General features: G+C 71.8%; 28 protein-coding genes. 16 read left to right on the forward strand and 12 right to left on the reverse strand.

Features of this window, described 5'->3' with window-relative positions:
• Positions 1-83: 83 nt before the first annotated feature.
• Positions 84-368, reverse strand: coding sequence for a DUF1876 domain-containing protein (locus Nocox_RS21295; RefSeq protein WP_020543133.1), 285 nt, complete (start codon positions 366-368; stop codon positions 84-86).
• Positions 369-445: 77 nt separating this feature from the next.
• Entirely contained in the window at positions 446-718 is a 273-nt protein-coding gene (locus Nocox_RS21300) for a DUF1876 domain-containing protein (RefSeq protein ID WP_026214328.1), read from the reverse strand.
• A gap of 285 nt (positions 719-1,003) precedes the next feature.
• On the opposite strand from Nocox_RS21300, the gene Nocox_RS21305 reads away from it, so the two are divergent.
• Complete coding sequence (locus Nocox_RS21305; protein WP_020543131.1) at positions 1,004-1,324, forward strand: hypothetical protein; 321 nt, start codon at positions 1,004-1,006, stop codon at positions 1,322-1,324.
• A gap of 121 nt (positions 1,325-1,445) precedes the next feature.
• Here Nocox_RS21305 and Nocox_RS21310 read toward each other — a convergent pair whose 3' ends face one another.
• From Nocox_RS21310 to Nocox_RS21320, 3 genes are all read right to left on the reverse strand, one after another.
• Positions 1,446-2,138, reverse strand: a complete 693-nt coding sequence (locus Nocox_RS21310) for a class I SAM-dependent methyltransferase (protein WP_020543130.1) — start codon at positions 2,136-2,138, stop codon at positions 1,446-1,448.
• A 220-nt stretch (positions 2,139-2,358) separates the two neighbouring features.
• Positions 2,359-3,138, reverse strand: coding sequence for a DUF6193 family natural product biosynthesis protein (locus Nocox_RS21315; protein ID WP_157383042.1), 780 nt, complete (start codon positions 3,136-3,138; stop codon positions 2,359-2,361).
• 204 nt (positions 3,139-3,342) lie between these two features.
• Entirely contained in the window at positions 3,343-5,034 is a 1,692-nt protein-coding gene (locus Nocox_RS21320) for a YncE family protein (protein WP_157383041.1), read from the reverse strand.
• Between the two features lie 334 nt (positions 5,035-5,368).
• Between Nocox_RS21320 and Nocox_RS21325 the strand changes: the two genes are divergently transcribed.
• The gene (locus tag Nocox_RS21325) at positions 5,369-7,021 is read left to right on the forward strand and encodes an OmpA family protein (RefSeq protein ID WP_157383040.1); all 1,653 of its coding nucleotides are present in this window, start codon (positions 5,369-5,371) and stop codon (positions 7,019-7,021) included.
• A 204-nt stretch (positions 7,022-7,225) separates the two neighbouring features.
• On the opposite strand, the gene Nocox_RS21330 is transcribed toward Nocox_RS21325, so the two are convergent.
• Positions 7,226-8,293 (reverse strand): flavin-containing monooxygenase, encoded by a 1,068-nt coding sequence (locus Nocox_RS21330; RefSeq protein ID WP_020543126.1) that lies wholly within the window; start codon positions 8,291-8,293, stop codon positions 7,226-7,228.
• A 58-nt stretch (positions 8,294-8,351) separates the two neighbouring features.
• Between Nocox_RS21330 and Nocox_RS21335 the strand changes: the two genes are divergently transcribed.
• The 8 genes from Nocox_RS21335 (at position 8,352) to Nocox_RS21370 (ending at position 14,421) form a co-directional block, all read left to right on the forward strand.
• Positions 8,352-8,690 carry an ArsR/SmtB family transcription factor gene (locus Nocox_RS21335; protein ID WP_020543125.1) on the forward strand — a complete coding sequence of 113 codons (339 nt, stop codon included), beginning with the start codon at positions 8,352-8,354 and terminating at the stop codon, positions 8,688-8,690.
• Positions 8,691-8,803: 113 nt separating this feature from the next.
• Positions 8,804-8,950: a hypothetical protein gene (locus tag Nocox_RS21340; RefSeq protein ID WP_020543124.1), complete on the forward strand. Its 147-nt coding sequence runs from the start codon at positions 8,804-8,806 to the stop codon at positions 8,948-8,950.
• Positions 8,951-8,976: 26 nt separating this feature from the next.
• Positions 8,977-10,389: an FAD-dependent oxidoreductase gene (locus tag Nocox_RS21345; RefSeq protein ID WP_020543123.1), complete on the forward strand. Its 1,413-nt coding sequence runs from the start codon at positions 8,977-8,979 to the stop codon at positions 10,387-10,389.
• A gap of 43 nt (positions 10,390-10,432) precedes the next feature.
• Entirely contained in the window at positions 10,433-10,831 is a 399-nt protein-coding gene (locus Nocox_RS21350) for an ArsR/SmtB family transcription factor (protein WP_020543122.1), read from the forward strand.
• Positions 10,828-11,910 carry an ArsO family NAD(P)H-dependent flavin-containing monooxygenase gene (locus tag Nocox_RS21355; protein ID WP_020543121.1) on the forward strand — a complete coding sequence of 361 codons (1,083 nt, stop codon included), beginning with the start codon at positions 10,828-10,830 and terminating at the stop codon, positions 11,908-11,910. Before Nocox_RS21350 ends, Nocox_RS21355 begins: the two co-directional genes overlap by 4 nt.
• An 86-nt stretch (positions 11,911-11,996) precedes the next feature.
• Positions 11,997-12,740 carry a helix-turn-helix domain-containing protein gene (locus Nocox_RS21360; RefSeq protein WP_020543120.1) on the forward strand — a complete coding sequence of 248 codons (744 nt, stop codon included), beginning with the start codon at positions 11,997-11,999 and terminating at the stop codon, positions 12,738-12,740.
• Positions 12,741-12,889: 149 nt separating this feature from the next.
• Complete coding sequence (locus tag Nocox_RS21365; protein ID WP_085996012.1) at positions 12,890-13,168, forward strand: hypothetical protein; 279 nt, start codon at positions 12,890-12,892, stop codon at positions 13,166-13,168.
• Positions 13,165-14,421, forward strand: a complete 1,257-nt coding sequence (locus tag Nocox_RS21370) for a M28 family metallopeptidase (protein ID WP_157383039.1) — start codon at positions 13,165-13,167, stop codon at positions 14,419-14,421. Before Nocox_RS21365 ends, Nocox_RS21370 begins: the two co-directional genes overlap by 4 nt.
• A 144-nt stretch (positions 14,422-14,565) precedes the next feature.
• Here Nocox_RS21370 and Nocox_RS21375 read toward each other — a convergent pair whose 3' ends face one another.
• The 5 genes from Nocox_RS21375 to Nocox_RS21395 all read right to left on the reverse strand — a co-directional run bounded on the left by Nocox_RS21375 (position 14,566) and on the right by Nocox_RS21395 (position 17,748).
• Positions 14,566-15,054 carry a hypothetical protein gene (locus tag Nocox_RS21375; protein ID WP_020543117.1) on the reverse strand — a complete coding sequence of 163 codons (489 nt, stop codon included), beginning with the start codon at positions 15,052-15,054 and terminating at the stop codon, positions 14,566-14,568.
• On the reverse strand, positions 15,051-15,572 hold the full coding sequence (locus Nocox_RS21380; RefSeq protein ID WP_020543116.1) for an RNA polymerase sigma factor: 522 nt from the start codon (positions 15,570-15,572) through the stop codon (positions 15,051-15,053). The genes Nocox_RS21375 and Nocox_RS21380 overlap by 4 nt, the downstream gene beginning before the upstream one ends.
• A 214-nt stretch (positions 15,573-15,786) precedes the next feature.
• Positions 15,787-16,989 carry an RNA polymerase sigma factor gene (locus Nocox_RS21385; protein WP_020543115.1) on the reverse strand — a complete coding sequence of 401 codons (1,203 nt, stop codon included), beginning with the start codon at positions 16,987-16,989 and terminating at the stop codon, positions 15,787-15,789.
• On the reverse strand, positions 16,986-17,324 hold the full coding sequence (locus Nocox_RS21390; protein ID WP_026214326.1) for a YciI family protein: 339 nt from the start codon (positions 17,322-17,324) through the stop codon (positions 16,986-16,988). Before Nocox_RS21390 ends, Nocox_RS21385 begins: the two co-directional genes overlap by 4 nt.
• Before the next feature lie 25 nt (positions 17,325-17,349).
• On the reverse strand, positions 17,350-17,748 hold the full coding sequence (locus Nocox_RS21395) for a VOC family protein (RefSeq protein WP_026214325.1): 399 nt from the start codon (positions 17,746-17,748) through the stop codon (positions 17,350-17,352).
• 242 nt (positions 17,749-17,990) lie between these two features.
• Between Nocox_RS21395 and Nocox_RS21400 the strand changes: the two genes are divergently transcribed.
• From Nocox_RS21400 to Nocox_RS21410, 3 genes are all read left to right on the forward strand, one after another.
• The gene (locus Nocox_RS21400) at positions 17,991-18,404 is read left to right on the forward strand and encodes a VOC family protein (protein ID WP_020543112.1); all 414 of its coding nucleotides are present in this window, start codon (positions 17,991-17,993) and stop codon (positions 18,402-18,404) included.
• A 5-nt stretch (positions 18,405-18,409) separates the two neighbouring features.
• Positions 18,410-18,772: a YdeI/OmpD-associated family protein gene (locus Nocox_RS21405; RefSeq protein ID WP_020543111.1), complete on the forward strand. Its 363-nt coding sequence runs from the start codon at positions 18,410-18,412 to the stop codon at positions 18,770-18,772.
• 61 nt (positions 18,773-18,833) lie between these two features.
• Positions 18,834-19,376, forward strand: a complete 543-nt coding sequence (locus Nocox_RS21410; RefSeq protein ID WP_020543110.1) for a cysteine hydrolase family protein — start codon at positions 18,834-18,836, stop codon at positions 19,374-19,376.
• Between the two features lie 2 nt (positions 19,377-19,378).
• Here Nocox_RS21410 and Nocox_RS21415 read toward each other — a convergent pair whose 3' ends face one another.
• Positions 19,379-20,227: an SDR family NAD(P)-dependent oxidoreductase gene (locus tag Nocox_RS21415; protein WP_020543109.1), complete on the reverse strand. Its 849-nt coding sequence runs from the start codon at positions 20,225-20,227 to the stop codon at positions 19,379-19,381.
• Between the two features lie 188 nt (positions 20,228-20,415).
• On the opposite strand from Nocox_RS21415, the gene Nocox_RS21420 reads away from it, so the two are divergent.
• The 3 genes from Nocox_RS21420 (at position 20,416) to Nocox_RS43155 (ending at position 22,669) form a co-directional block, all read left to right on the forward strand.
• Positions 20,416-21,357, forward strand: coding sequence for an RNA polymerase sigma-70 factor (locus tag Nocox_RS21420; RefSeq protein WP_020543108.1), 942 nt, complete (start codon positions 20,416-20,418; stop codon positions 21,355-21,357).
• A gap of 126 nt (positions 21,358-21,483) precedes the next feature.
• Positions 21,484-22,338: a cytochrome P450 family protein gene (locus tag Nocox_RS21425; RefSeq protein WP_246649486.1), complete on the forward strand. Its 855-nt coding sequence runs from the start codon at positions 21,484-21,486 to the stop codon at positions 22,336-22,338.
• Positions 22,232-22,669, forward strand: coding sequence for a cytochrome P450 (locus Nocox_RS43155; RefSeq protein WP_246649487.1), 438 nt, complete (start codon positions 22,232-22,234; stop codon positions 22,667-22,669). The genes Nocox_RS21425 and Nocox_RS43155 overlap by 107 nt, the downstream gene beginning before the upstream one ends.
• Positions 22,670-22,746 lie beyond the last annotated feature (77 nt).

Raw genomic sequence — 22,746 nt, forward strand, 5'->3', positions numbered from 1 at the left:
GGTCCCGGCATCGGCGCCGTACTGCCGTGGCCGGCCGGACGCCCTGAGGCGGTGCGGACGCCGCCCTGCGCGGGCGGCGACCTTCAAGAGGTCGCCGCGAGCAGGCGGGCCGCTCCTGGCGGGGTCACCTCGGCTTCGCGCGACGGTTCCCGGCTGATGGCGGACAGCTTGCCGGCCAGGTCGTCGAGCGCGCGTGCCACGGCCAGTTCGTCGCCGATCTCGGGGACGGACCGGTCGGCCGGATTGCGGCGTGCCCGCCCCAGTCCGTCCACCCGCCCCCCGCCTCTGGTGACCAGCACCGCCCGCACGGACGTGTCGTCTCCGTCCTCGGTGACGAAGATCCGTACGGTCCACTGCTTGCGGTCCATCGCTGTCAACCTCCTGGGAGACCGATCCCGTCGCGTGACCGCGACGGGAACTTCACCGGGTCCGGGGCCCTGCCTCGTCACCACGAACGGCTCGGGACCGGTGGGCCGGCGAGCGCGGTGATGTCGCGCTGCGTGATGACGGCGAGTTTGTCGGCGAGGTCGGCCAGCGCCCGGGAGGCCGCCAGTTCGTCGCCGATCTCCGGCACCGACGCGTCGGCCGGGTTCCGCCGGGCGTGCCCGGCGCCCGTCAGCCGAGCCTGGCCGGCGCGGGTGGTCAGGACCGCTCGGGCATGGGTGTCGTCGCCGTTCTCGGTCAGGTGGATCTGCACCGTCCACTGCTTGGCTTCCATGATCGATCCCTCCACCGTCATCGCTGCAGGTACGTCCATCACACCGCCCGCCTGCGTCCTGGACCAGAGGCGAACGTCCCGACCTGGTGTGACGAGAGCCAGGGGTGCGGTCATCAGCCCAGGTCTCTTCGGCCGTGGCCGAGGCCGGCGCGCCGCTGGACAACGGGCGTGCGATCCGCTGACGCGAGGTGTCCGGTAGATGACCTCCCCGCACCCTGTGCCGGCACCCGCGGCCGCTGAAGGATGAAACGCGTCAGCCACGCCGACAGGCACGAAGGAGACGCGATGCGAAGGTTCACCCAAATCCTGGCCGCGGCGGCGGGCGGCGCGACAGCCCTCGCCGGACTCGCCACCCCTGCCCACGCCGAAGTCTGGAACTGCTTCACCTCCGTGAACACGACAACGAACGTGGCGGGGACGGTATGCGGCAGCGGCTTCGGCAGCTACCGGGTGGCCGCCAAGTGCAACTCGGCTCACTACCCCTACACGAGAACGGTCGTCGGCCCGTGGGTGACCAAGGTCTCCGGCCAGCCGGGACCGGCTTCCACCGTCTCCGGCGACTCCCAAGGCTGCCACGTCGTCGAGGCCTGGACGCAGTTCCCGTAGCCCGCATGCGTTTCCCCTGGAAGCAGACAGCCGACCGGTCGCCGCCCGACGGCGCCACTCGCGCGGCCGGTCGTCGGGAAGTCCGACCCACCACCTCGCCGCGACCGGTGTGCGGCCCCGGTCAGGAACGGGCCGAGGGCACCGCTTTGACCCAGACCCTGTCATCGGTCACGAACCGGTCCAGACGCAGCCCCGCCTCCTCCAGCGCGACCGCCAGCTGCTCGTCCGTCAGCCGCCGCGACGTGAACGACTGCGTCCACTCGCGCTCTCCCAGCACGCACCGCATGGTGGCGTTGACCACGCCGGGGGAGACCTCCTCCAGCGCCGCCATCTCGATCCGGATGTCGCCCTCGGTGCGGCCCGTGCCCACCTGCCAGGCGTCGTGCCGCTCGGGCGGCGTCCACTGGATCAGCACCACCCCGTCGTCGGCGACGTGCCGCGCGCACGCCTCCAGCAGGCCCTGCCGCCCGGTCTCGTCTGCGGTGTGCACGAGGTTCGAGGCCATGAGCACCCCGTCGAAGCGGCGTTCCAGCCGCAGGTCCTGGATACGGCAGCGCACGGTCTGCGCGCCGCGTACCTCGGCCAGCATCTCGGCCGACTCGTCGACCGCGACCACCTCGTAGCCCCGCTCGATGAGAGCGTGCGTGATCCGGCCGACGCCCGCGCCCAGATCGAGCACCGAGCCACCGGCCGGCACCTGACCGGCCACGACGTCCGGCTCCTCACCCGGTTTGATCATCTTGTAGACCTCGACGGAGGAACCGTCGGGCGTGATGGCGCCGGACCCGGTTCCGCTGTTGGGGATGATCTTCATGCTCCCGACTCTAACTCCGCGAAGCAGCGCCGTCAGTCGCCGAACCGGGACCACATCACCGGCCCCGGCGCACCACCCGCCCGCCATACGGGGCATGGGCGCGGTTGACCTCCCGCTTTCCCTGGAAGACAGCCAGGAATGGTGGCAATACGTTCGCATGGCGTCCGGATCGTGCCACTCGCGCCTGGCCTCCCTGCCAGGGCTCCGTGATCCTGTGAATCTACAGTGTAAAGGCGCGCAGGAGGGCGGCGGGGATCCGGTCTGCGGCGATGGAGATCGCTTCGGCGGGTGTGGAGACCTGGACCGGGGCAGGATCGTCGCGCCCTTCCCTGATGATGTAGCCGCCGGCTCCTCTTGGCGATTCAATCCAGACGAAGGGCGGGGAGAACGGGTAGTCGGGCGTGCTGGAGAAGCTCAGCGCCCAGTGGCTGGTGAAAGGGTAGAGCCTTCGCAGTGTCGGCTCGGCGTAGGCCGCGTCGATGAGTGCCTGGTACTCGGGCCAGTCGGCGTCGCGGGCGTCTTTGAGCATCCACTGCCACTCTGAGGCGATGATGTCGGCGGGATTGTTGTCGGGCACCTCGAATCGCCCGGTCAGGACGTCGAAGGGCGCGGCCTGCCCGATCTCGTCGAGGCCGGCTCCTTCGGCCCAGCCGCGTATCACGGGGGGAAGCTCACGCAGGTCCTTGGTGGCGCCGCAGATCATGAGCCTGTTGTGGGACGAGCCCCAGATGGTCCAGCTCCGTTCGAGATGCCACGCCGTGACGTAGGACCCGTGGCGATGCGGGGTGACGCTGGCGAACGTGGCATGACGCAGTGGATCGGATGGGGTGGCGGCCAGGGCGGGAAGGACTAGGCCTTGGTCGGAGGCTACGGCTTGAAGTGCCGCGGCGAGGCTTCCGTGGGCGGCCACGTCCGGATAGAGGATGGCTGGGTCTGGTTCGTGGTTCATCAGCTTCCAATCTTCCGCCTCTGAAGCCGGCGCGTCATGGGGGACGGCCACGACTATCAGGGTGGCAGAAGGAGAACTCTCGTGCATGTGCCGCCGGTCGGAAGGATTGGCGGCCGGCGACCTCGTCGGCGGACGATGTCGTTCCGCCCGCGCTCAGACGGACCCCATGGCTGTCTTGGGGACTGCAGTCCCTTGGAGTGCGAAAGCACGGGTGACGGCGAGCCGGGTCCCGCCGTCACCCCGGGCGTCGGGTTGCTACGCGGGCGGCTGGGAGACGGTGACCACGTGGGTGGTGCTCGCTGAATCGACGGTCGAGTTGCCGAACAAGGTGACGGTGTAGGTGTGTTCGCCGGCCGTGGTCGGCGTGTCGGAGAAGCTGAACGACCCGTCGGCGGCGGCGGCCAACTTCAGCAGCCCGTTCGAGGTGACGGTGCCGTCCGGGCTGACGACCTTGCGCGAGACGTTGAGGATCGTCCGCGGGAAGGTGATGCCGTCGGCGCCGAAGGTGCCGCTGAATTCGAGTCGCTCGCCGACGCCGCCCGTCGCCGGTCCGGTCACGGTGAGCGTCGGCTCGTACAAGGTCACCGTGACGGTCACTGACGAGCCGCTGCCCCGGAACCATGAGTTGCCCGGCCAGTACACCTGATACTTGAACGCTCCCGTGGACGGCGGGGCGTCGGTGAACCGGTAGGTCCCGTCCGCCGCCGTGGTGATCTCCTGGAACGGCCTGGAGGTGCCGTCGGGAAGCCAGCGGTACAGTTCGAGCGTCTGTACGCCGGGCGGCAGTCCGCTGCTCAGCGTGAGTCGTCCGCCGAAGGCCGACTGCTTGAGCGCGGTCACCTTGGGGGGAGCCGTCAAGGTCAGCGTGGAGGAGTGGTAGGGCGAGGGCGGCAGCCGCCAGAGGTGCATCCGCCCGGTGCCGGGCTCTTGCAGGACCGCGAAGGTGACGGTGCCGTAGAACTCGATGCTGCCCGCCACCACCGCCTTCCCCCGGTGGGCGGCTGTGTAGATGACCTCGGCGGTGGTCGCGTCGTACACCACGAGCTCCGCCGCGTCGCCCGTGGAGGAGTTCCAGCCGCCCACGACGTAGGCGTCGTTCGGGCTGGCCGCGACGGCGGTGGGGAGGCCGTGCTCGCCGAATCCGTTGCTGTCGTAGGCGCGGCCCCGGCTCAGCGCTGTGGTGTCCCAGGCGTCGAGCTGGCGGGTGTCGTTCGACGCCGACAGCGCGGCCGACCCGTGCTCGGCGAGGGCGAGATCCCGCAGGGCCGGCAGCCCGTTCGCGTCTCCGCGGATCTCGCCGCGCGACGTGACGGGCGTGGTGCTGATGTCGTAGATCTTGACCGTGGCGGGGCTGACTCCTGGCTCCGCGGCCACCAGGGTGTTCCCGGCGACGGCGACGAGCGGGGCCTGGGTGGTGGCCGGCCCGACCCGGACGAGGGTGGGTGTCGCCGCCGACGTGATCAGGCCGAGAACGCCACCCTCTCCCGCCTCGCCGCAGCCGAATCCGATCCACAACCGGTCGTAGGCCTGCGCCAGTCTCGACGGGCAGGGGTACGCGGTGAAATCGATACGTCTGGTGATGGCGAGTGAAGTGGAGTCGATCTCGATCACTTCGTGCGCATCGCGCAGCGCCGCGTACACCTTCCTGCCGTCCTCCGCCGAGGCCAGGGCCACGGCACCGGACAGGCCGGGGATCGTGTCGATGACCTTGCCGTCGGTGGACGTGACCACGATCTGGTCGCCGGCGGCGACGAACACCTTCCTGTTGCGCACCACCACGTCCCCGCCCTCACCGGCGACGCCGAGGTCGGTGACGGTCGCCGCGGCCGCGGCGGTAGCGGCGGTGGGCGCCTGAGCGACGAGCAGGGCCGCCGTCAGGAGCAGGGTTCCGGCCCAGGCGACTAATCGGCGGGACAGAGGAGCACGGGCAGAGGTTGATGCGCGCACAGGCACTCCGTTCTGGAGAAGAAGGGGGGAGTCGAGCATTCCCGGCATGACTACAAGGCCCGCCCCCGCTGACGATCTTCGTTAATCGAACACATATTCGCATAGTGTCGGATCGTCGTCCAGAGTGTCGGTCACGCGGCCCGTCACTGCCGCTCCCGCCGCCACCGCCCGCGTCTGCGCATCCCCGCGCCATGGCTCTGGTCCGGCCAGACCTTTACGGGGCCGGCACGCCTGCACCTCCTGCCGGCGCCAACCCGCCCCACCTCCAGAAAACGACCCCGTTCCCGGAGCCTGGCGAGCGTGCTGCCTGACATGTCGCTATAAATAACGATCTATGACTCTCAGGTGCGCTTGGGCGGCCAGGATCGGCATCGCGGCGTTACTCCTCGGCGGATGCGGGCTCGTGCCCCTACCGGGCGGCAGTTCCCAGCCGAGGCAGCCGGCCGCATCCGCCGCCACCCCGTCCGAAGCCTCCCGGGCGACGTCCGGCTCCGCCACCCCCGAGGGCTCCGCGCCCGCCGCAACGCCCGGGACCGCCGGCGTACCTGCCCTGGCCACCCTGTACGGCGATGGCCACGACGACGATCACGGCAGCGCGAAGATCGAGGTGATCGGGCTGGAGCGCACCACCCCCACCTCGGTCACCGCCCGCTTCCGGATCAGCACCGAGACCGGCATGGTCAGGCTGGAGGGCTTCAGGGCCTCCGGGCTGCCCGGAACCACGCTCTACGACTACACCCGCGCCTTCTCCGGCTTCTACCTGCTGGACCATCCGCGCCTGAGCGCGTACTACCCGATGCGCAAGAAGGACGTCGACACCCGGGCGCCCTGCCTGTGCAGCTATCCCGAGTTCTTCGCCAAGGCCACGCCCGGCGCGCCCGCCCAGCACTGGGCCGTCTACCAGGTCCCGCCGGAGACGACCAGCGTGGCGGTCGGCTTCCACCATGCGGGCATCACCGCGCCCCTGCCGATCAGCCCCGCGGGCACCGGCGCCCGGCTGGAGGACGAGCCTGACGCCGCGGCCATCACGGCGGCCTTTCCCACCACCGTCCCGCTCGCCACCCACCTGACCAGCGCCACGTCCTCGGTCGCAGAGTCGGACAAGCAGGTCGAGATCGCGCTCAACACCGACGTCCTGTTCGCCTTCGACAAGGCCAAGCTCACCTCCCAGGCGCGCGAGACCTTGCGCCGCACCGCCGACCGGATCGACGCCGAGGCCACCGGCGCCGTGCACATCGTCGGCCACACCGACGACGTCGGCACCGCACGCTACAACCTCGCCCTGTCCCTGCGCCGTGCCAAGGCGGTCGAACAAGCGCTCGCCGCGCTCGTCCCGGACGCGAGGTTCCGTACCGAGGGCAGGGGCGAGGACGAGCCGGCCGACAAGGACGACTCCGGCCAGGCCCGTGCCCGCAACCGGCGGGTCGAGGTGACGTTCGAGCGGGAGAGCGCCGTCGCGCCCCAGCCTCGCCCGGAGGCGACCACGGCCCCCTCTGGTCCCGAGTCCGCTTCTGCCCCCTCCGCCGCCCCAGCCTCCGCGACGCCCGGCCCGGCCGTGGCCACCGCCACCGGGCAGCGCAAGCTGACCGGCCTGTCGGCCGACCTCCTCGAACTGCGCCGGCTCAGCAGCAGGACGCTCATCGCCACCGTCGACTTCCGCCACACCGGCGAGGGCGGTCCGGTCCGGCTGGAGGACGGAGCCTGGGACCGGGATACCGAGGAGTTCGCGTCCGTGCTCAAGGTCAAAATCGACTTCTTCTGGCTCGCGCTGACAGACGCCTCCGGGACCCGCTACTTCCCGTTGATGACAGCCGGGGACCGCCACCCGGAACGCTGCGTCTGCTCGACGCCCATCCTGACCAAGGTCGGGCCCGGGGAGCACATCCGGATGTTCGTGCTCATGACCGCGCCGCCCGCCGACGTGACCAGCGTCGATGTCAATCTCTTCGGGTTCACCCCGATGAAGGGTGTGCCCGTCACCGGGTGACGGTTCTGCCGGTGGCCGCGGCCTACGGCGGGCAGCCAGCAGCCATCGCCGAGCGGGGACGCCGCCTCAAGGCCCGGAGCCAAGGGCAACGTTCTGCTGGGCGCCACCGGCACGGGCAGGACGGCCACCGGTGCCGATGGTGGGCATGGTCTGGTCCCCGACCGGCGGTAGGACGAGTCCCTGCGTGACCGGTGGAGGCCCGTGTCACAGGCCGTAGGCGGCCAGGACGCCGCCGGCGTAGGCGGCGATCGGCGCCGCCACGTGTTCGGCGTCGCGGTGGACGCCGCGCAGGGTGTTGGAGGCGAAGGAGCGCTGGAACTCCAGGCCGACGTAGCCGAGCCCGAGGTGGGTGGTGGACAGACCGCCGACGTGCAGGGGCAGCCCCGCCTCGTCGAGGGCGCCGAGTGGAGCCAGGTAGTCCAGGTGCGGCAGGTAGCCGGTGGCGTAGATCACCGTGTCTACGCGCTCGGGCTCGCCGTCGGCCCAGATGAGATGGTCGCCGTCGAAGGCGGTGAACATGGGGCGGCGTCGCAGGCGGCCGTCGGCCAGGGCGGCGGCGTAGTCGCCGGTGTCCATGACCAGGGTGCCGCTCGCGACGCGGGCCAGCCAGGCGGGCGGGAGCCGGTCGAAGCCGGTGGTGGTGTGCCAGTGGTGCACGTCCTTGCCGCCGACGATCTGCGGCATGAGCTGCAGCGGCCGGCGGGAGGCGATCGTGACGTCGGCCACCTCGGCCAGTTCGTACGCGACCTGGACGGCCGAGTTGCCGCCGCCGACCACCACGACGCGCTGCTCCGCGTAGTGCTTGGGGCTGCGGTAGCCGGCCACGTGCAGGGTTTGGCCGGTGTAGCCGTCCTGGCCGGGCAGGGCGGGGGTGCAGGGGTTGCCGAAGGAGCCGCTGGCCGCGATCACGCCCATGGTGCGCAGGGTGTCCCCGGCGGCGGTGTGGACGAGGAACCCGCCCGCGCCGTCGGCTTCCACGGCGGTGACGCGGGTGCCGGTACGGATCTCGGCGTCCAGGCCGTCGGCGTAGCGCCGCAGGTAGGCGACGACGTCGTCGCGGGTGGGGTAGTGGTCGCCGTCGCCGGGGAAGTCCTGGCCGGGCATGGCGCTGTAGCGGGCGGGCGAGAACAGCGTGAGGCTGTCGTAGTAGCCGGCCCAGGAGCCGGTGGGCGCCGGGCCGGCTTCGAGGACGACGGGGGTGCGGCCGGCGGCGCGCAGGGCGCGGGCGGCGGCGAGGCCGGACTGGCCGGCGCCGATGACGATGGTGTCCATGCCGCCGCATCATATCGTCAGATCCAGAAATGACAATTCGATGCGATAGAGTCGTCCCATGACGGCAGGCAGCGGCATCCAGCTCACCGACGCGGCGCGCGGCTTCCTCAAGGCCCTGGCCAGCGACACCCGCCAGCAGATCCTGTTCCTGTTCGAGGGCGGGGTGGAGCTGACGGTGGGGGAGGTGGCCGAGCGCCTGTCGCTGGCCCAGTCGGCCACCTCCACGCACCTGGCGACGCTGCGCGAGGGCGGGGTGCTCGCCTCCCGGCGCGAATGGAAGACCGTCTACTATCGCGCCGATCCCGACGGGGTCCGGCGGGCGCTGGCCGACCTGCAGGCGGCCTTGGCCGCGTGCTGCCCGCCGGGCGATGGTCCCGCCGCCGGCGGTTGTGGCTGACGGGGCGGAGGTGGCGGCACGTCCCGACGCGGCCCTCGTCTGATTTGACATTCCTCTAAGTAGTGGTCCAGAATCTGAGCTGTTTAGATGAGTTTCTATTCAGGAGGTGCGCGATGCGCGCTCTGCTCAACCGCCTGCGCCGCCCCGCCGACGTCTCGGGCATCACTTTCAACGAGGCGACCTCGGAAGTGTGTGACCGCACCTGCCGCGCCGAGGCCGCCGTCGAGCGTGCCCGCACCTTTGGCCTGTCCTTCCGCTAATTCGCGCGCCCATCTGGAGAGCCGTCATGAGTGACAGTTGCTGCGGCACCGTTGCCGTCGAGATCGAGCAGTTCGCCACCCCTCAGCAGACCGCCGTCTCCGGGCAGCTGAGCAACCTGCCCGTCGTCGTGATCGGCGCCGGCCCGGTCGGCCTGGCCGCCGCCGCGCACCTGGCCGAGCGCGGCATCGACTTCACGATCCTCGAAGCCGGTGACCGGGTCGCCGCCTCGGTGGCGCAGTGGGGCCACGTACGGGTGTTCAGCCCGTGGAAGTACAACGTCGACGCCGCCGCCCGCCGACTCCTGGAGGCCGGCGGCTGGAGCGCCCCCGACCCCGACTGGCTGCCGACCGGCGCCGAACTGATCGACGACTACCTCGCCCCCCTGGCCAGGCTGTTCGGCGACCGGGTCCGGCTCGGCGCGAAGGTGGGCGCGATCAGCCGCCTCGGCTACGACCGGGTCCGCGCCGCAGGCCGCGAGCAGGCCCCGTTCCTGATCCGGCTCGACGACGGCGCCGAGCTGCGGGCCCGCGCGATCATCGACGCCTCCGGCACCTACGCCAGCCCGAACGTGCTCGGCGCGAGCGGCCTGCCCGCCCACGGCGAGAACGAGGTGTTCGTCGACCACGCCATGCCCGACGTGCTCGGCGCCGACCGCGACCGCTACGAGGGCAAGCGGGTGCTGGTCGTCGGCGCCGGCCACTCGGCCGCCACCACCCTGCTCGCGCTGGCCGAACTGGAGCACACCCCGATCACCTGGGCGATCCGGGCCGGCGACGCCACCCGCACCTACGGCGGCGGCGAGGCCGACGCACTGCCGGCCCGCGGCGCGCTCGGCACCCGGCTGCGCGCCCACGTCGAATCCGGCCGCATCCAGCTGCTCACCGGCTTCTTCACCCACCGCGTCAACGCCACCGGCCAGGGCGTCGAGGTGGTCAGCCGCGACCCGTCCGGCCGTGAGCAAGCGGTCACCGTGGACCGGATCGTGTCGGCCACCGGCTACCGCCCCGACCACTCCATCGCCTCCGAACTCCGCCTCGACCTCGACCCGGTGCTCGGCTCCACCCGCGCACTGGCCCCGCTGATCGACCCCAACCAGCACTCCTGCGGCACCGTCCCCGCCCACGGCGTGGACGAGCTCGCTCACCCCGAGCCCGGCTACTACGCGGTCGGCGTCAAGAGCTACGGCCGCGCGCCGACGTTCCTCATGGCCACCGGCTACGAGCAGGTCCGCTCGGTCGTGGCGGCGCTGGCGGGGGACTGGGAGGCGGCCAGGGACGTTCAGCTGGACCTGCCCGAGACCGGCGTGTGCTCCTCGAACCTGGCCGAGGCCCAGGAGCAGCGGGTCGGCCTGGCGACCGGCATCAGCGGCGGCCTGCTGTCCACCCCGCTCCCTCTCGCCACGGTCTCCGCCGGGGACGGCGGTGGCTGCTGCGGCTGACCGTCGCCTATAATTTTGACAGACTTCGAATCAGGAGGGTGTCATGACCGTCCCCACCGGCCAGTGCTGCGCCCCGATCGCCCGCGAACCACTGGCCGAGGAGACTGCCGCCGAGCTCGCCGTCATGCTCAAGGCGGTCGCCGACCCGGTACGGCTGCGCCTGCTCTCCATGATCGGCTCGCACGCCGGCGGCGAGGCGTGCGTCTGCGACCTGACCGGCACGTTCGACCTGACCGCCCCCACCATCTCCCACCACCTCAAGGTGCTGCGCACGGCCGGGCTGATCGACGGCGAGCGGCGCGGCACCTGGGTCTACTACCGCATCATCCCTGAAGCGGTGAACCGGCTCGGCGCCCTGTTCGCCCCGCTCACCGAGTCCGCTCCTGGGGCCGCTCCCCAGCCTGCGGCGGGACGCGCCGAGCTGGACCTGCTGCCCGCATGACGGCCGCCCCCAGGCCCGTCGACGTCCTCGTGATCGGCGGCGGGCAGGCGGGCCTGGCCGCCGGTTACCACCTGCGCCGCGCGAAGGCCGACTTCGTCATCCTCGACGCCCAGGACAGCGCCGGTGGCGCGTGGCGGCACGCCTGGGACAGCCTGCGCCTGTTCTCGCCCGCTCAGTACAGCTCGCTGCCCGGCCGCATGATGCCCGTCCCGCCCGGCGGCGGCTGTCCGAGTGCCGCCGACGTCGTCACCTACCTGGCCGACTACGAACGCCGCTACGAGCTGCCGGTGCTGCGTCCGGTGGCGGTGCACGCGGTGCGGCGCGGTGACGGCCACCTGTCGGTCGAGACCGGTCACGGCACCTGGCAGGCCAAGAGCGTGATCAGCGCGACCGGCACCTGGTGGCGCCCCTACGTCCCGCACTGTCCCGGCCTGCGCGACTTCGGCGGCGAGCACCTGCACACCGCCGGCTACCGCGGCCCCGAACCGTTGCGTGGCAAGCGCGTGGTCATCGTCGGCGGCGGCAACTCCGCCGCCCAGCTCCTGGCCGAGCTGTCCCCGCTCGCCGAGGTCACCTGGGTGACCCAGCGGCCGCCGCGCCTGCTGCCGGACGACATCGACGGCCGCGCCCTGTTCGACCTGGCCACCCGCCGCCACCGCGCCGTCCAGGCGGGGGAGCAGGCCGAGGGCATCGCCGACCTGGGCGACATCGTCGCCGTCCCGCCCGTACGAGAGGCCCGCGACCGCGGCGTTCTGAAGGCCGAACCCATGTTCGCCCGCATCACCTCCCGCGGCGTCGCCTGGGCCGACGGCAGCACCCTGTCCTGCGACGTGATCCTGTGGTGCACCGGCTTCCGGCCCGCCCTGGGCCACCTGGCCCCGTTGCGCCTGCGTGGCCGGGACGGGCTCATCCCGGCCCGCGGCACCCAGGCGGTGGGCGAACCCCGCCTGCACCTGCTCGGCTACGGCGACTGGACCGGGCCCGCCTCGGCCACCCTCATCGGCGCCGGCCGGGCGGCCAAGAAGGCCGTGGCCACGATCGTCGAGCAGGTGAACGACGACCGCGACCGCGGCAGCTGACGTCCGCCGCTCTCGTCGTTCGCGCGGCCCAGTGGCCGCCGGGCGGGCTTGACCTTGTCGCAAGGACATGGGTTCTACTGTTCGCCATGTTGCTGATAGGCGAAATCGCCAAGCTCGCGGGCGTGACTCCGCGGACCGTTCGTCACTATCACCGTATCGGGCTGCTGGCCGAGCCGGAGCGCACCGCCGGCGGCTATCGAAGCTACGGCATGAGCGCGTTGAGCCGCCTGCTGCAGATCCGCAGGTTCACCGCGCTCGGCATGGGACTCGGAGAGGTCGCCGACGCCCTGGAGGAGACCGGCACGGTGGACCTGAGGGAGATGCTGGCCGAGCTGGACGCGGAACTGGCCGGCGAGGAGTCGGAGATTCGGCGCCGCCGTGCCGTGGTGGCGCGCCTCCTCGAATCCGGGGACGATCCGACGCTGTCTCCCGAGCTCGCCGCGGCCGTCCGCGATCTCGATCTGCCCCAGGGCGACATCGGGATCCTCCGGGCGGCAGAGGTGGCGCTGCCCGAACTCGTGGACAGCTATCTCGCCGGTGTCGGGCAGAGCTCGCCGTGGGAGGAGTGGGGCCTGAAGCTGGGCGCGTTGGCGGACGCCGACGCGGACGACCCTCGCGTCGACGAGATCGCGGGTGAGCTCTACGCGATGCTGCCGGGTCTGCTGCCCGCGGACGTCCCTGCCGAGCTCACCTCGGACCAGTCGGCCGCCGTCGCCGCCACGGCACGGTTCGGGCAGATGATGGTGACCGATATGAGCCCTGGCCAGCGGCGGGCCATGGAGCTCCTCGTCGAGTACGGACGACGAGAGCCGGAGAAATGGGGACAGTGACCCGAACCGTGCGCGGACGCGCCGCCTCCTATTTCGACATTCTCCTATCTTGACGTCTATCGAATCATCTGAGATCGTCATTCTGCTTAGACATCCATCTAACTGGTTCGGGCGGAGGCCGCCGTGCCTCCGCTCGACGGTGAGGAGACATGATGACGAACTCCGCAGCGAACGGCGGCTTCCTCGGCGACCTGGAAGAAGCCTTCACCCCGCCCGCCGCCGGAGGCTGCTGCGGCACCCCCTCCACCTCCACCGGCGAGCCGTCCGACGTCGCCGGGCAGGCCACCCGGACGACCGCTGAGGCGACGGCCTGCTGCGGCAGCCCGGCCGCCGCCGAGGAGGCCGCCCAGAGCGGGTGCTGCGGCCAGGCCCCGGCTCCGGCCGGCCCCCAGGCCGGTGTCACGAGCGCCGCCGGGTGCTGCGGATGACCACCGCGGCACCCCACCTCGGCCAGGGCGGGCCGGAACTGGCCTCCCTGGTGGAGGCGGTGTCGGCCACCCGCATGCAGGCCACGGTGCGCGAGCTGGCCGGCGACCGGTTCGCCGGGCGGCGCGTGGGCTCGCCCGGCGGCCGGGCCGCCGGGACCTGGCTGGCCGAGCGGCTGGACGTCCTCGGCGCCCGGGTGCAGGTGTCGGAGTTCGACGTCGCCGGCGTACGCGAGCTGCACGCGACGCCCGTGCTCCAATGGACCGGAGCCGGGCAGACGCACCGGCTGGAGCACCGCCGCGACTTCGTCGAGCACCTGGCCTCCGCCGAACTGCCGCACCCGCGCTCCGCACCCCTGGTCAAGGCCCCCGAAGCCGGCTCCGCGGGGACCGGGTTGCGCGAGCGGTGGGTGCTGGCCGAAGCCGCGAACTGGGGGCGGGCGTGCGAGCCGGCCGAGGCGCAGGGCGCGGCCGGAGTGCTGACCGTACGCGGCGCCGACGCCGAAGGCTGGATGCCCAAGATGATCGCCGGGCCACCCGCTCGCGCGGTGCCCGTCATCGCCGTGCACCCGGACGTCCACCGGCGCCTGGCCGAAGCGCTGGACGACGGCCCGGTCCAGGTGACCGGCTCGATGCCGCTGCGGCAGATCACCACCCGAGGCCGCAACGTCTACGCCCGCTTCGGCAGCAGGCAGGCGGTGTCGCGGGTACTGCTCTGTGCGCACTACGACGGCGTCGGCGACGATCCCGACCGGCGCCTGCCCGCGGCCGCCGACAACGCCTCCGGGGTGGCCGCGGTCCTGGAGGCCGCCCGCGTGCTGGCGGCCGCCGCGCCGGCCGGGGCGCTGGAGCTGACAGTGGCCTTCCTGGACGCGGAGGAGGCGGGCGCGTGGGGCTCGGCCCACCACGCCCCCACCGTGCCGCCCGGCACGCACGTGATCAACCTCGACGGCGCCGCGCACCTGCACCAGGCCGCCGCCGTCGAGGCGGGCGGCCCCGCCCACGCGCTGCTCGCCGCCCTCGACCAGGCCGCCCGCCTGACCGGCGTGCCCTTGCGGGCGGGTGCGATGGCCTCCGACAACCGCCGCTACGCCGCCGCCGGCCTGGCCGCGATCGGCGTCGGCATGGGCATGCCCGGCTACCAGACCCCCGCGGAAACCCCCGACCGCGTCCAGCCGGACACCCTGGTGGCGGCGGCCCGGCTGCTGGTGGCCACCGTGTGGCTCCTGGCCCCCTCGGTCACCTCAGCACCGTGACGGGGGAGCGCACCACTCTTCGTGCGCAGGTGCGGCCCGACGTCGCCGAACCGCGACTCAGCTGATGCTGTCCAGCAGGCTCTGGCAGGCCTGCTCGCAGCGGCGGCAGGCGTCGGCGCGGGCGGTGCAGGCCGGTGCGCAGCGCTACCCACCGATCTGCCGCACCGCCTCCAGCTCCCGCTTGCGGCGCAGCAGCGCGGCACGCCGGACGTGAGCCCGTACGACGAGGACGCCGGACACGGCGATGACGACCGCACCGGTCGCCAGGGCGGGAGCGAGGCCGGCGCCCCGCTGGACGGCCGCCACCGCGATGATCACGGTGGTGGCGATCGACGCGGTCAGCGCGAACCATCCCGCGATGACCCGGTCCAGCGCCAGCAGCGGTGTCCGCCGGGTGACCAGCCAGGCGCCGTACCCGGCCCAGGCCAGGCACACCAGGGTGAAGACGGCGAAGGCCAGGCGGGTACGGCCCGGCAGCACGGCAGGCTCGGTCGCCCACAGCGACCCCGCGCAGACGGCTCCGGCGAGCCCGCTCACCAGCGCCACGACCCCGCGCAGGCGCCGCCACGGCGACAGCACCGGCGACAGCCGGCCGATCATCTCCTCGGCGGGCAGGTTCGGCTCGTCGTTCATCGCTTCGTTCCCTTCTCCGTCAGGTGGTCGCGCAGCATGCGACGGGCGCGGTTGAGCCGTGACTTGACCGTGCCGACCGGGACGGCGCAGATCTCGGCGCAGTCCTCCAGCGACAGGTCCTCCAGGTAGAACAGCACCAGAACCTCCCGCTCCCGTACGGGCAGGCAGGACAGGGCGGCGATCAGCGCGGCGCGCTCCACCACGACGCCGGCGGCGTCCTCGGTGACCGGCTCCTGCTGCGCGCCGGCCTCGGGCATGCCGTACTCCTGGCGCAGCCGGTCGGTCACGGCCCGCCTGGCGATCGTGAACAACCAGGGCGCGAACCGGCCCGGCTCCCTCAGCCGCGGCAGCCCGCGGATCACCGCCAGCCAGACCTCCTGGGTCACGTCGTCGGCGCGTTCGGCGCCCAGCATCCCGCGCACGTAGGTCCGCACCGGCTCGTGCCAGGAGCGCACCAGCTCGGTGAGCGCGTCGTGCTCGCCGAGCTGGCAGCGCACGATCAACAGCTCGTCGGTCATCCCGTCCTCCCGTCGTCCACCGGTACAGTCGGGAAACTCCGCCCCCGGGTTCACGACCGGCCCGCGTAACCTTGCCGGCCGGTGGACGTCCGGACACCGCGCAGGGAATGATCGCCACCGGTCCCGCGTACGTGCACCTTCCCGCGCCCGAGGTCACCGATGGCATGGGGCGGGTCGGATGACGGCGATCGGGAACGCGCGAGGCCGGTCCGCGTCAGTCCCAGGCCAGGCGTCGCTCCAGCAGCGCATGCTGGGCCGGGTTGGCGGTCAGCTTCAGCGCCCGCTCATCGGCCCGCCGCGCTTCCTCCCGGCGCCCCAGGCTCCGCAGCAGCTCGGCGCGGGTGGCGTGGAGGAGCGGATAGCGCTCCAGCGCCTGTCCGAGCTCCTCCAGCTCGGCCAACGCCGCCTCAGGGCCCTGTACATGGCGCAGGGCGACGGCCCGGTGCAGCCGCGTCACGGGCGAGGGCGCCAGGTGCAGCAGCATGTCGTACAGCACCAGGATCTGCGCCCAGTCGGTGCCGGCGAAGCTCTCGGCCTCGGCGTGGCAGGCCACGATCGCCGCCTGCAACTGGTACGGCCCCGCCCGGCGGTGAGCGCGGGCGGCCCGCGTCAGCAGGGCAGTGGCGTCCTCGATGGCCTGGCGGTCCCACAACGAGCGGTCCTGGTCGGCCAGCAGCACCAGCCGCCCGTCGGGATCGAACCGGGCGGCGCCGCGGGCCCGGTGCAGCCGGATCAGCGCCAGCAGCCCGGCCGCTTCCGGCTCCTTGGGCATCAGGTTCGCCAGCAGCGCGGCCAGCCACTCGGCGTCGTCGACCAGGTCGCGGGCCTGGGCCCGTTCGGCGGTGCTCGACAGGTAGCCCTCGTTGAACAGCAGGTAGATGACCGCCAGCACCTCGTTGACGCGCTGCGGCAGCTCCTGCTCAGCGGGGATGCGGTACGGGATCGCGGCCTCGCCGATCTTGCGCTTGGCGCGGGTGATGCGCTGCGCCACCGTGGATTCGGGCACGAGGAACGCCGCCGCGATCTGCGCGGCCGACAGCCCGCACACCACGCGCAGCGTGAGCGCGATCTGCGCGGCCCGGGACAGCGCCGGGTGGCAGCAGGTGAAGATCAGCCGCAGCCGGTCGTCACGCGCGGCGGGCGCGGGCCGGCGCAACCGGGCGAGCTTGGCCCGGTGGTTCGACTCCCTGCGCAGCACGTCCAGGCCGCGCCGCCGGGCCACGGTGAACAGCCACGCGTCCGGGCGTTCCGGCACTCCCTCGACCGGCCAGCGCCGCAGCGCGGTCTCGACCGCGTCCTGGACCAGGTCCTCGGCGGCGGAGAAGTCGCCCAGCAGCGACACCAGGGACGCGGCCAGCCGGCCCGCGTGCTCGCGTACCACGCGGGCCAGCACGTCCTGGCTCGGGTCAGCCTTCATGAGACGGGGCGGATCTCCACGACCGGGCAGGCCGGCCAGGAGCGGGCGATCCTCAGCGCCTCGTCCAGGTCGGCCACCTCGACCTCGGCGAAGCCGCTGACCACCTCCTTGCCCTCCACGAACGGCCCGTCGGTCACCACCGGCTCCCCCTGGCCCGGGCGCACCGTGGTGGCGGTGTGCACCGGCGCCAGATGCGTATGGTGTGTGATCTTGTCGGCGTGGTCGGCGAACCACTGACCGACCGCCGCGTAGGCGGCCTGCTGTTCCAGCTCGCCCATCGCCTCCAGCTTCTGGGCGAACTCCTCGGTCTCGACGAACATGAGCACATATTTCACGTCGTTCTCCCCAGTGGTGTCGTGGTCAGCGTGCCGGTAGGGCGGCGTACAGGTCGACGCCGTTGCCGTCCGGGTCGGCCACCGTGGCATAGCGCATCCCCCAGAACGCGTCGAACGGCTCAGCGATCCCTTGGTATCCGGCCGCGACGAGCTCGGCGTACGTGGCGTCCACCCCGGCCGGGCCCTCGAACTCGAAACACAGCAGCGTACGCGGCCCGCCGGTCGGCGCGCTCCAGCCGGGCAGGAACGGCGTGCGGAAGCCCTCGGTGTCCAGCATGACGTGCAGCCCGTTCGGCAGGTCGCAGCCGGCGTGCTCGGGGGAGTGCTCGTCGAGCTTGAACGTCAGGCCCAGACGGGCGTAGAAGGCGATCGAGGCGTCCATGTCGGAGACCACGATGTCGATGGTGTTCAGGATGGGATGCATGATGCGCTCCTTCGGGTCCCGGCCGGTGAGGTTGAGGGTCAGCCCGCCCGCTGACGGCCTGACCCTCACTTCACAGACGATCGGCTGATGCCCCGACACGACAAGGGCCCCGCCGCACCTCTGGCTGATCTTCGCGGGGCGACCCGCGGCGCTGACGCGACGTCGAAGAAAAGTACTCATGGGATGAGCACTTTGGCTGGCAGCATCGATCTCACAAGCCACCCGGCAGAAAGCAGAGAGACATGCTCCGCGGACTCACCACCATCACCTTCTACGCCCAGGACGTCGCCGCCGCCCGCGACTGGTACGCCGAGCTCCTCGGCATCGGGGCCTACTTCCAGCGGCCCGAGCAGGGCGACCCGGCCTACGTGGAGTTCCGCGTCGGCGACTACCTGCACGAGCTCGGCATCGTCGACGCCCGGTACGCCCCGGACGGCTGGAGCTCCGAGGACGGCGGAGCGATCGCCTACTGGGCCGTCGACGACCTGGAGGCGGCCTGGAAGCGGCTGCTGGAGATGGGGGCCATCCCGTACGACGAGCCGACCGAGCGCGGGCCCGGGTTCGTCACCGCCTCGGTGCGTGACCCGTTCGGCAACATCCTCGGCGTCATGGCCAACCAGCACTACCTGGACGTCCTCGCGGGCCGGAAGGGCTGACCACGATGACCGACGACGCCCTGCTCCTGGACGACGCCGCCGCGTGGAGGGCCTGGCTGACCGAGCACCACGAGACCGCCCGTGACGTCTGGCTCCTGATCGCCAGGAAGAACGGCGGCGCGACGACCGTCACCATCGACGAGGCTCTGGACGAGGCGCTGTGCCACGGCTGGATCGACAGCCACCGCAGGGCGTTCGACGGCGTCTACTACCTGCAGCGTTACTCGCCGCGCACCCGCCGCAGCCCTTGGTCCAGCATCAACGCCGCCAGGGCCGAGGCGTTGACGGCCGCCGGCCGGATGCGCCCGGCAGGCCACGCCGCGATCGAGGCGGCCAGGACCACCGGCCGCTGGCCCGCCCGGCGATGACCATGACGCGTTCCTTACCGGCGCCCCGATTAGCCGCGGCCCTCCGGAGAAGGGGAGGGCCATGACTAAATCCGCGCTCGTCGTCATCGACATGCTGAACCCCTACGACCATCAGGACGCCGACAAGCTCATCCGGCACGTCGAGCCGATCGTCGAGCCCCTGGCGCGGCTCGTCGCCCGCGCCCGCGAGCGTGACGACGTGGAGCTGATCTACGTCAACGACAACTACGGCGACTTCTCCGCCGACCGGCACGAACTGGAGAAGCGGGCGATGGAGGGGGAGCGGCCGGACCTGGTGGAGCCGATCCTGGCGCCGGCCGAGTGCGCCTTCCTGCCCAAGGTGCGCCACAGCGCGTTCTTCGGCACGTCCCTGGAGTACCTGCTGTCCCACCTGGAGATCGGGACCGTCGTGCTGGCGGGGCAGGTGACGGAGCAGTGCGTGCTCTACAGCGCGCTGGACGCGTACGTGCGCCACTACGACCTGACGGTGCCGCCGGACTGCGTGGCCGCCATCCACCAGGATCTCGGCGAGGCGGCGCTGCGCATGATGGAACGCAACATGTCAGCGCGCCTGACACTGTCCCGCGACGTCTTCGCCTCATAAATCTACATTGTAAAGGCGGTCGATCCGTGAGCCTGTGCCGAAAGGTCCTGCCAGTCGGCCCACGTCTTGAGCCGGTCGGCGTAGACCTGTTGGAGCATCGGGTAGAAGCCCTGCCCGAAGAGCACGCGCAGGGGCGGGTTACCGGAGTCGACGATCTTGAGGAGTGCCTGGGCCGCGGCGGCCGGGTCACCGGCGGGCTGCTTTCCCGCCATCGCGGCGATGCGCCGGCGAAGGCCGTCGTAGATCGGGTCGGGCTCGGCCATGTGGCCGTTGTCGAGGGGATCGGGGTTCTCGCCGGAGCGGGTGGCGAAGCCGCCGGGCTCGATCACGGTCACCTTGATGCCGAAACCGGCGACCTCGTGGGCGAGGGATTCGTTCAGGGCTTCCAGGGCCCACTTGGAGGCGCTGTAGGCGCCGCTGAGCGGGAACGCCATCAGCCCGGCCGCCGAGGACAGCTGGATGATGTGCCCGCCGCGCTGCTCGCGCAGGTAGGGCAGCGCGGCCTGGATCACCCACACCGCGCCGAACAGGTTGGTCTCGAGCTGGTCGCGCAGCTCCCGCTCGGTCGTCTCCTCGATCGCGCCGACATGGGCGTAGCCGGCGTTGTTGACGATCACATCGAGGCGGCCGAAGTGCTCGGCGGCCCGCTTCACGCTTTCGGCGACGGCGGCCTTGTCGGTCACATCCAGCTCCAGCGCCAGCACCGCCTCGCCGTGGGCGGTGACCAGCTCGTCAAGGCTTGCGGTGCTCCGGGCGGTCGCGGCCACTCTGTCGCCACGCGACAGGGCGGCCTCGACGAAGCTGCGGCCCAGGCCGCGGGAGGAACCGGTGACGAACCAGACCTTGCTCATGATGTCTTTCCGTTCTTTCCGAGGTGACGGCTGCGTGGCGTCCTGACGACCATGCGGCGTCCGCGCCCCGGGCTTTGTGACAGTGCGGTCATGTGACATGAGTCACCCGTCGCGGGTGTCACACAGCGGCAGGCGCGGACGCCTTGTGCATGGAGCAGGAGTCGCGGGCGTACAGGCAGGAGCCAGGGATGAACGAGCGCAGGGGCGCGACGGCGGGCACAGCCGGGCCGATGGCCGGTGACGGCCGGATGGACCTGGCCACCGAGGCATTCATCGCCCACCGCAGCCTGCTGTTCACCGTTGCCTACGAGATGCTCGGCTCCGCGGCCGACGCCGAGGACGCCCTGCAGGAGGCCTGGCTGCGGTGGGTCAGGATCGACCTCGGGCAGGTGTCCGATCAGCGCGCCTACCTGGTACGCATCGTCACCCGGCGCTCGCTGGACCGGCTGCGCGTCAGGAAGCGCCGTAAGGAGGCGTACGTCGGCCCGTGGCTTCCCGAGCCCCTGCTCACCGCTCCGGACGTGGCCGAGGACGTCGAGCTGGCCGAGAGCGTGTCGATGGCGCTGATGCTCGTCCTGGAGACGCTGTCGCCGACCGAGCGGGCCGTGTTCGTGCTGCGTGAGGTCTTCGACATCGGCTACGAGGAGATCGCGGCGGCCGTCGGCAAGACGCAGGCGACCGTGCGCCAGATCGCGCACCGGGCCCGCCGGCACGTCGATGCCCGGCGGCCTCGCGAGGCGGTCTCCCCGGGCCAGGCCCGGGCGGCTGTGGAGTGCTTTCGGCGCGCGCTCGAAACCAGGGACCTGCAAGGTCTGCTCGATGTGCTCGCGCCCGAGGTCGTCCTGGTGAGCGACGGCGGCGGCGTCAAGCAGGCCGTGCCGCGGCCGATCACCGGCGCCGGCAAGGTGGCCCGCATGATCGTCAGCGGCCTCGGCAAGGCCCAGGTCGTGCTCACCAGCGAGCCCACCGTGGTCAACGGCAACCCGGGGCTCGTTCTCCGCGTCAACGGCGAGATCGACGGCGTCATAGCGGTCCGGGTCGAGGACGCCCGCATCTCCGGCCTGTACTACGTCCGCAACCCGCGCAAGCTGACCCGCATCGCGGCCGAGACCCCGCTCACGCTGAAGTGACCCTTCACCGGCGACCACCACTGGACCGACAGCGGCGCCGTCGCCGACTTGGCCGCACACCGCGTCCGGTTTCATCCCGGGCGGCCCGTACACATTCGGGCCAGATCCTCTACCAGGAGGTCATTCATGACGAACAGCGTTGCCGGCGAACTCGCCGACCTGGAACTGCCGGTCGAGCGTGGTTGCCCGTTAGCCCCGCCCGCCGCCTACGAACGGCTGCGCGAGCAGGCGCCGATCAGCAAGATCCGCCTGGCCGGCGGCGGCGAGGCGTGGTGGGTGTCCGGGCATGAGGAAGCCCGGGCCGTCCTCGCCGACCCCCGCTTCTCCTCCGACAAGCGCAAGGACGGCTGGCCGCTCTTCACCCTGGACGCGGCGACCTTGCAGCAGCTCCGCAGCCTGCCGCCGTTGATGCTCAGCATGGACGGCGCCGAACACGCCGCGGCGCGCCGGGCGGTGATCGGCGAGTTCACCGTGAGGCGGCTGGCCTCGCTGCGCCCGCGGATCCAGGGCATCGTCGACCACTTCATCGACGACATGCTCGCCACCGGCCGGCAGCCGGTCGACCTGGTACGGGCGCTGTCCCTGCCGGTGCCCTCCTTGGTGATCTGCGAGCTGCTCGGCGTCCCCTACGCCGACCACGACTTCTTCCAAGGTCGTACCTCCGTGCTGGTACGCCGGACCTCCCTGGAGGACCGGCAGCGAGCCTTCGCCGAACTGCGCGCCTACCTCGACGACCTGATCATCCGCAAGGAGTCCGAACCCGGCGACGACCTGTTCAGCCGGCAGATCGCCCGGCAACGCCGGACGGGCGCCCTCGATCACGAGAGCCTGGTAAGCCTGGCCTTCCTGCTGCTGACCGCCGGACAAGACCCCCATGGCCGTGGAGGAACTGCTGCGCTACTTCGCCATCGCCGACGGGGTCACCTCCCGGCTGACCACCGAGGACGTGGAGATCGGCGGGGCGAGCATCGGGGCCGGTGAAGGCGTCATCGTCTCGACCCTGTCGGCCAACTGGGACCCGGCGGCGTTCAAGGATCCGGCCGAACTGGACGTCGAGCGCGGCGCCCGCCACCACCTGGCCTTCGGGTTCGGCCCGCACCAGTGCCTCGGCCAGAACCTGGCCAGGATGGAGCTGCAGATCGTCTTCGACACGCTGTTCCGTCGCATCCCCACCCTGCGGCTCGCCGCGCCGGCCGAGGACCTGCCGTTCAAGAGCGACGCCGTCATCTACGGCATGCACGAACTCCCGGTCACCTGGAGCCAAGGCGAACGGAGCCACCGCCACTCACCGGTCCGACGCGAGGACGACTGAGCGCCACCACGCCCCGGTCGCCCTTAGGTGTCGCCACCACGCCCCGGTCGCGCCACGGTGTCGCGGCGAGGTGAAAG

The sequence above is a fragment of the Nonomuraea coxensis DSM 45129 genome, from assembly GCF_019397265.1.
In the GTDB taxonomy this organism is placed as follows: domain Bacteria; phylum Actinomycetota; class Actinomycetes; order Streptosporangiales; family Streptosporangiaceae; genus Nonomuraea; species Nonomuraea coxensis.